The organism is Salipiger sp. ABF4_146 (assembly GCF_056161345.1).
On the sequence record NZ_JBSWYX010000076.1, the window covers coordinates 1 to 664 of the forward strand.

Sequence of the window (664 nt, forward strand, 5' to 3'; positions counted from 1 at the left end):
TGAGCTGACCCCTGCGAGTGGTCCGGGTTAAATGCTAATGCATGGTCGGCCTTCGATCTATGGGGATGAAGGTCTCCGGTGCCGGTGTCCGATATCCAAGAGCGCTATGCGGCCGAGCGGTGTTGTAGTGTTTTCGCCATCTTTCTATGAGGATTTGCGCCTCTCTCAACGAGTAGAAGACCTCGCCATTCAGGAACTCATCCCTGAACCTGCTGTTGAAGCTCTCGCAGTAGCCGTTCTCCCAGGGTGACCCGGGTTCGATGTAGGCGGTTTTTGCCCCCACCAGTTCGATCCAGTCGCGGACCTTCTGCGCTATGAACTCCGGGCCGTTGTCGGACCGGATGAACCGCGGCGGGCCGCGCTGGATGAAGAGGTCCGTCAGCGCGTCTAGGACATCGGTGGAGTTCAGTCGCCTGTCGACACGGATCATTAACGCCTCCCGCGTATACTCATCGAGGATGTTGAGCGCCCGGTAGGCCCGGCCATCACTGGTCCGGTCCTGCACGAAGTCGTAGGACCAGACGTGGTTGGGATGTTCAGGCTTCAGCCGCACGCAGGAGCCGTCGTTCAGCCAGAGGCGGCCGCGTTTCTTTTGCTTGTGTGGGACCTTGAGCCCTTCGCGCCGCCAAATGCGCGCCACCCGCTTGTGGTTCACCTGCCAGCC

Annotated in this window: 1 protein-coding gene; it reads right to left on the bottom strand. The window is 60.4% G+C overall.

Features of this window, described 5'->3' with window-relative positions; translation table 11 throughout:
• Positions 1 to 34: 34 nt before the first annotated feature.
• Positions 35 to 664 (bottom strand): IS3 family transposase (locus tag ACXAJT_RS27610; RefSeq protein WP_475242236.1); only part of this gene is annotated, 630 nt, incomplete at its 5' end.